Below are 6,681 nucleotides of genomic sequence, written 5' to 3' on the forward strand. Positions count from 1 at the left end.
ATGGCCGCCTCGCCGGCCATGACCGCGCCTTCCAGCGTGGCGGGGTAGGGGCCTTGCACATGATCGCCAGCCGCCCACAGGCCGGGCGCCACCGCGGCGGGCGGCCGGTCCAGGCCCGGGGTGCACAAGAAGGTGGCGCGCTTTTCGGCCAGGCAGCGCAGCACGGTGGGCACTGACGGAAAGCTGCCGGGCCCGAAGGCCGCCAGCGCCTGCGCCAGCGCCGCCTGACCGGTGGCCTCCAGCCCGCGGGCCACCCACTCACGCGCACCGCTGACCACCATGGCCAGCACGCCCTCAGTGCCGCGCCCCGGGCACAGCGTCCCCAGGTCGAAGATGAACTGCGCGGGCGCGCCCGGCCCGTCATGCAGCGCCATCATCGGCAGCGGCAGGCGGGCACCCGGGCAGCGCAGGTACACGGTGACGATGGGTTCGTAGTCGAAGGCTTCGGCCCGCGCCGCCCAGGCGGGCGCCAGCGGTTGCGCCAGGCGCGCCGCCTCGCGGGGCGGGGCGGCCAGCACCACCGCATCGAACGGCTCGCCATCCACCTGCCAGCCCGTGCCCGCCGCGGCCAGCGCCTGCACCCGATGCCCCAGCCGCAATACCGCGCCCTGCTGGCGCAGCCAGGCTTCGGCCGGTGCCGGCAGCAGCGCGCCCAGGCTGGCGCGGGGCAGCAGCAGGTCGGCGCTGCCGGGGCCGCTGAAGAGGGCATCGCGCAGCACCCGCAGGAACACGCGTCCGCTGGCGCGCTCGGCCGGGGTGTTGAGCGCGGCCACGCACAGCGGGTCGATCAAGTCGGTGCGCACCCGCGGCGTCAGTCCGCGCGTCAGCTCGGCCACGGTGGTGCGCTCACCGCAGGCAAAGCCGCTGGCGCCCCAGCGGCCGGCAGCCAGCAGCAGCGCCGCGCGGTCGCGCCAACCCCAGCCGCGGTAAGCCAGCACCGCCCGCACGAAGGCGGGGATGGCGGCACCCGGCGGCAGCTGCAGGCCGTGGCCATCGGGGTACACCAGGGCCAGGGGGCGGCGCAGCAGCAGCTGCTCGGGCGCGGCGCCCACCTGGCGCATCAAGGCCAGCGTGCGGCGGTAGGCGCCGATCAGGATGTGCTGGCCGTTGTCCAGCGGCAGGCCGTCCACCGCCACCTCGCGGGCGCGGCCGCCCAGCTGCGGCGCCATCTCGAACAGCGTGACCTGGGCGCCGGCGCCGACGCCGGCCACCGCGGCGGCCAGGCCGGCCCAGCCGCCGCCGACGACCGCCACCCGGGCCACGGCGCGTGGGGCCACGGTCAGCGGGCCTGCCAGTTGGTGCGCATCGCGATCCACACCTTGCGCAGCGGCGTCAGCGCGATGCGCTGGTGCAGCACCTGGAAGTCGCTGGCCTCGATCTCGCGCAGCAGCGTGCGGTAGATGTTGGCCATCATCAACCCCGGGCGTTGCGCGCGGCGGTCGGCCGCCGGCAGCAGCGCAAAGGCTTCGTCGTAGCAGCGGTGGGCACGCTCGGCCTGGAAACGCATCAGCGCGGAAAAGCGCTCGCTGTAGCCCCAGGGGGCGCTGCGCTGCAGCAGCTCGTGGGCCTTGACGTCGAACTGCTGCAGCTCCGAGACCGGCAGGTAGATGCGGCCGCGGCGCGCGTCTTCGCCCACGTCGCGGATGATGTTGGTCAGCTGCAGCGCCAGGCCCAGCTTGTGCGCGTAGTCGATGGTTTGCGGCTGGGTGCGGCCGAAGATGCTGGCCGCCACTTCGCCCACCACGCCGGCCACCAGGTGGCAGTAGCGCTGCAGGCCGGCAAAGTCGAGGTAGCGGCTTTGCTGCAGGTCCATTTCGCAGCCTTCGATCACCGCCATCAGGTGCTCCGGGCGGATGTCGTAGTTGGCCACGTGCGGCATCAACGCCTGCATCACCGGGTGCGTCGGGTGGCCGGCAAATGCCTGCGACACCTCCTTGCGCCACCAGGCCAGCTTGGTGGCTGCCACGCCGGGGTCCTGCACCTCGTCCACCACGTCGTCCACCTCGCGGCAGAAGGCATAGAAGGCGGTGATGGCGGCGCGCCGCGGCGGCGTGAGGAACTTGAACGCGTAATAGAAGGACGAGCCGCTGCGGGCGGCCTTGTCCTGCACGTATTGCTCGGGGGTCATGCGGGCCTCCGTGCCGGCTCGGCCGTGGCCGGCATCACCAGCGCCCGCCACAACAGCAGCGGCGCGTCGGCGGCACCCACGGTGGGTCGGCGGCGCAGGCTGTCGTGCTGCTGCGCGGCCAGTTTGTTCAGGATGCGCAGGCCGCCTTGCACCACCAGGCGCAGCTCCCAGCCCATGCGGCCGGGCACGCGGTGCACCAGCGGCGCGCCGGCCTGCATGGTCTGGCGGGCCCAGTCGGCCAGTTCGGCGGTCAGGCGGCGGGTGGCGGCGCTGGCCTGGCCGGTGGCGGCTTCGTCGGCCAGTGCCGTCAGCGTGAGGCCATGGCGCTGCGCGTCGGCCACGGGCACGTAGTGGCGGCCGCGCGGCAGGTCGATGCGCAGGTCCTGCCAGAAGTTGATGAGTTGCAAGGCGGTACAGACGGCGTCTGATTCGGCCAGCGCGGCAGGCGTGTGTACGCCATACAGGTGCAGCAGCAGGCGGCCGATCGGGTTGGCGGAGCGCGCGCAGTAGTCCAGCAGCGCGGCGCGGTCGGGGTAGGGCAGGTTGTGGGTGTCCTGCTCGAAGGCGCTGAGCAGGTCTTCCAGCGGGCGGCGGGGCAGCCGGTAGGCGGTGATCGCCTGCTGCAGCGGGCCGAACACCGGTGCCCATTCGCCAGTCACGGGGCGGCCTTCGAAGGCATCGGCCAGCGCCTGGCGGTAACGCGCCAGCGCGGCGCGGCGGGCCTGCGCGGGCGCATCGCCTTCGTCGGCCAGGTCGTCGGCGGTGCGCGCGAACCAGTAGATGGCCTGGATGGCCGGCCTCAAGCGGGGCGGGCACAGCCAGGAGGCAACGGGGAAGTTTTCGTAGTGGTCGACGCTCACGGGACGGCGATTGTCCATGCACGCAGCCTCAAACTCGCGCCGCTCGGGTCGATTGACACCGCACGGCACGCACTTCTACATTACTGACCGGTCAGTCAGTACGAGGGCCGCCTGCCCCACCAAGGACAAGAGTCGATGCGCCTCCACCCCCTCTTCACCGTCGCCGGCCTGCTGTCGCTGGCCTTGCTGAGCGCCTGCTCGCGCCCCGAGCCCGCTGCCGAGCCGGTGCGCGCGGTGCGCACCACGGTCATCGCGCCGGCCACTGCAGGCGGCCGCGTCGAGTACGCGGCCGAGGTGCGTGCGCGCACCGAGTCGCGCCTGTCCTTCCGCGTCGGCGGCAAGATCACGCGGCGCGCGGTGGACCTGGGCGACACGGTCAAGGCCGGCCAGCTGCTGGCCCAGCTCGATCCCCAGGACCTGCGCCTGGGCGAAGCGGCCGCCCAGGCCGCGGTGCGCGCGGCCCAGGTCAACTACGACCTGGCCGCCGCCGACCTCAAGCGCTACCGCGAGCTGAAGGCGCAAGGCTTCATCAGCGGCGCCGAGCTGGAGCGCCGCGAAACCGCGATGCAGGCCGCGCAGGCGCAGCTGGAGCAGGCCCGCGCCCAGGCCGGCGTGCAGGTGAACCAGCGCGCCTACACCACGCTGGTGGCCGACGTGCCGGGCGTGATCACCAGCGTCGACGCCGAACCCGGCTCCGTGGTGGCCGCCGGCACGCCGGTGCTGCGCCTGGCGCACGACGGTCCGCGCGACGTGGTGTTCTCGGTGCCGGAAGACCGCCTCAACGGCGTGCGCGCGCTGATGGACCAGGCCGGCGCCATCCAGGTCACGCTGTGGGGCGAAGAGAACAAGCCGCTGCCGGCCACCGTGCGCGAGGTGGCGGCCGCGGCCGACCCGGTGACCCGCACCTTCCAGGTCAAAGCCGACGTCGGCCGCGCGCCGGTGCGGCTGGGGCAGACGGCCACCGCCTCCATCGCGCTGCCTCGGGTGGAGGGCGTGGCCAAGCTGCCGCTGTCGGCGGTGTTCGAGTCGCAGGGGCGCTCCAGCGTCTGGGTGGTCGATCCGTCCAGCATGACCGTCAACGCCCAGCCGGTGCAGGTGGGCGGCGCAGAGGGCAAGGAAGTGGTGATCGTGGGCGGGGTGCAGCCCGGCCAGCGGGTGGTGACGGCCGGCGTGCATGTGCTGACGGCCGGGCAGAAGGTGAGCCTGTATGCCGAGCGCGCTGCCGCAGCGCCGGCCCCGGCTGCTGCCGCCTCCGCCCGCTGACCGACCGGAGCCGCCACCCATGAGCGACCCCACGCCGCTGGCCATCGAGCCGTCCCGCTTCAATGTCTCACGCTGGGCGCTGGAGCATCCGGCGCTCACCCGCTACCTGATGATCGTGCTGATGGTGCTCGGCGTGGCCGCGTACTTCCAGCTCGGCCAGGACGAAGACCCGCCCTTCACCTTCCGCGCGATGGTGATCCAGGCCTACTGGCCGGGCGCCACCGCCCAGCAGGTGGCCGACCAGGTGACCGACAAGCTCGAGCGGGCGCTGCAGGACGTGCCGCATGCCGACAAGATCCGCAGCTACACCAAGCCGGGCGAGTCGCTGACGATCTTCCAGTTGAAGGAAGACACGCCGCCGCGCGAGGTCTCGGGCACCTGGTACCAGGTGCGCAAGAAGATCGGCGACATGCGCGCCACCCTGCCGTCCGGCGTGCTGGGTCCGTTCTTCAACGACGAATTCGGCGACGTCTACGGCACGCTGTATGCGCTGTCGGCCGACGGCTTCAGCGACGAGGAGCTGCGCGTGCAGGCCGAGGCCGTGCGCCAGCAGCTGCTGCGCGTGCCCTACGTGGCCAAGGTGGAGCTCTTTGGCGTGCAGCCCGAAAAGCTGTTCATCGAAATCTCCGCGCGTCGCCTGGCGCAGCTGGGCCTGGACTTCAACCAGGTCATCAACCAGCTCGGCGCGCAGAACGCGGTGGAAGGCGCGGGCGTGCTCAACGCCGGCAGCGCCAACCTGCAGGTGCGCATCGGTGGGGCGTTCACCTCGGTGGAGGAGCTGCGGCAGTTCCCGATCCGCGGCGTCAACCCCGCCACCGGCGCTGCCAGCACGCTGCGCCTGGGCGACATCGCCGACATCCGCCGCGACTACGCCGACCCGCCCGCCACCATGGTGCGCTACCAGGGCCGCCAGGTGGTGGCGCTGGGCATCTCGATGGCCAAGGGCGGCGACATCGTCGAGCTGGGCAAGCAGCTCAAGGCGCGGACCGACGAAGTGCGCCGCACGCTGCCGGTGGGGCTGGAGCTGTCGCAGGTGCAGGACCAGCCGGCGGCCGTCTCACGCTCGGTGGGTGAGTTCGTGCATGTGCTGATCGAGGCGGTGGTGGTGGTGCTGGCGGTCAGCTTCATCAGCCTGGGCCTGCACACGCGGCCGCTGCGGGTGGACGTGTGGCCGGGCCTGGTGGTGGCCATCACCATTCCGCTGGTTCTGGCCATCACCTTCGTGACGATGTTCTATTGGGGCATCGGCCTGCACAAGATCTCGCTGGGCTCGCTGATCATCGCGCTGGGCCTGCTGGTGGACGACGCCATCATTGCGGTCGAGATGATGGTGCGCAAGCTGGAAGAGGGCGTGGACAAGCTGCATGCGGCCACCTACGCCTACGAGGTGACCGCGATGCCCATGCTCACCGGCACGCTGATCACCGCGGCCGGCTTCCTGCCCATCGGCCTGGCCAAGTCGATGACCGGCGAATACACCTTCGCCATCTTCGCGGTCACCACCGCGGCGCTGGTCATCTCGTGGGTGGTGTCGGTGTACTTCGTGCCCTACCTGGGCGCCCGGCTGCTGCACACCCACAGCAAGGTGGAAGGCAGCGAGGCGCATGAGCTGTTCGATTCGCCCTTCTACATGCGCTTTCGCAGCCTGGTGGGCTGGTGCGTGGCCCACCGCTGGATCACCATCGGCCTGACGGTGCTCACCTTCGCGCTGGGCATCGTGGGCATGGGCAAGGTGCAGCAGCAGTTCTTCCCCGATTCCAGCCGCCCCGAGGTGCTGGTGGACCTGTGGCTGCCCGAAGGCAGCACCATCCAGCAAAGCGACGAAGTGGCGCGGCGCTTCCAGGCGCGCATCGGCAAGGAGGCCGGTGTCGAGAGCGTGACCACCTGGGTTGGCTCGGGCCTGCCGCGCTTTTACCTGCCGCTGGACCAGATCTTCCCGCAGGCCAACGTGTCGCAGACCATCGTGCTGCCCAAGGACCTGGCCACCCGCGAACACCTGATGAAGACCCTGCCGGCGCTGCTGGCCACCGAATTCCCCGAGGTGCGCAGCCGCGTCAAGCTGCTGCCCAACGGGCCGCCGGTGCCGTACCCGGTGCAGTTCCGCGTGATCGGCACCGACCCGACGCAACTGCGCGCGCGCGCCGACGAGGTCAAGGCCGTGCTGCGCGAGAACGCCAACATGCGCGGCGTGAACGACAACTGGAACGAGTCGGTCAAGGTGCTGCGTCTGGAGATCGACCAGGCCAAGGCGCGTGCCCTGGGGGTGAGCAGCCAGTCCATCGCCCAGGCCTCACGCACCCTGCTGGCGGGCCAGACCGTGGGCCAGTACCGTGAGGGTGACAAGCTGATCGACATCGTGTTGCGCCAGCCCCTGGACGAGCGCAATGCCCTGACGGACCTGGCCAATGGTTACCTGCCCACGGCCAGCGG

The 6,681-nt window shown here is 71.6% G+C and carries 5 protein-coding genes; 2 read left to right on the forward strand and 3 right to left on the reverse strand.

All coding sequences use genetic code 11. From position 1 onward, the window contains the following. The 3 genes from hpnE to hpnC form a co-directional block, all read right to left on the reverse strand. On the reverse strand, window positions 1-1,277 hold a 1,277-nt coding region (gene hpnE, locus ABNT58_RS22585), incomplete at its 3' end, for a hydroxysqualene dehydroxylase HpnE (RefSeq protein ID WP_348755652.1). A 2-nt stretch (window positions 1,278-1,279) separates the two neighbouring features. Then, a complete protein-coding gene (hpnD, locus tag ABNT58_RS22590; RefSeq protein ID WP_348755653.1) occupies window positions 1,280-2,128 on the reverse strand; it encodes a presqualene diphosphate synthase HpnD in 849 nt (282 codons plus the stop codon). Beyond that, the gene (gene hpnC / locus ABNT58_RS22595; protein ID WP_348755654.1) at window positions 2,125-3,006 is read right to left on the reverse strand and encodes a squalene synthase HpnC; all 882 of its coding nucleotides are present in this window, start codon (window positions 3,004-3,006) and stop codon (window positions 2,125-2,127) included. The genes hpnD and hpnC overlap by 4 nt, the downstream gene beginning before the upstream one ends. Before the next feature lie 117 nt (window positions 3,007-3,123). Here hpnC and ABNT58_RS22600 point away from each other — a divergent pair, with 117 nt between their 5' ends. Together ABNT58_RS22600 and ABNT58_RS22605 are read left to right on the forward strand one after the other, a co-directional pair. Beyond that, complete coding sequence (locus ABNT58_RS22600) at window positions 3,124-4,251, forward strand: efflux RND transporter periplasmic adaptor subunit (protein WP_348755655.1); 1,128 nt, start codon at window positions 3,124-3,126, stop codon at window positions 4,249-4,251. A 19-nt stretch (window positions 4,252-4,270) separates the two neighbouring features. Continuing rightward, window positions 4,271-6,681 (forward strand): efflux RND transporter permease subunit (locus ABNT58_RS22605; protein ID WP_348755656.1); only part of this gene is annotated, 2,411 nt, incomplete at its 3' end.

Origin of the sequence: uncultured Aquincola sp. (genome assembly GCF_964001545.1) — a bacterium.
GTDB lineage: Bacteria > Pseudomonadota > Gammaproteobacteria > Burkholderiales > Burkholderiaceae_C > Aquincola.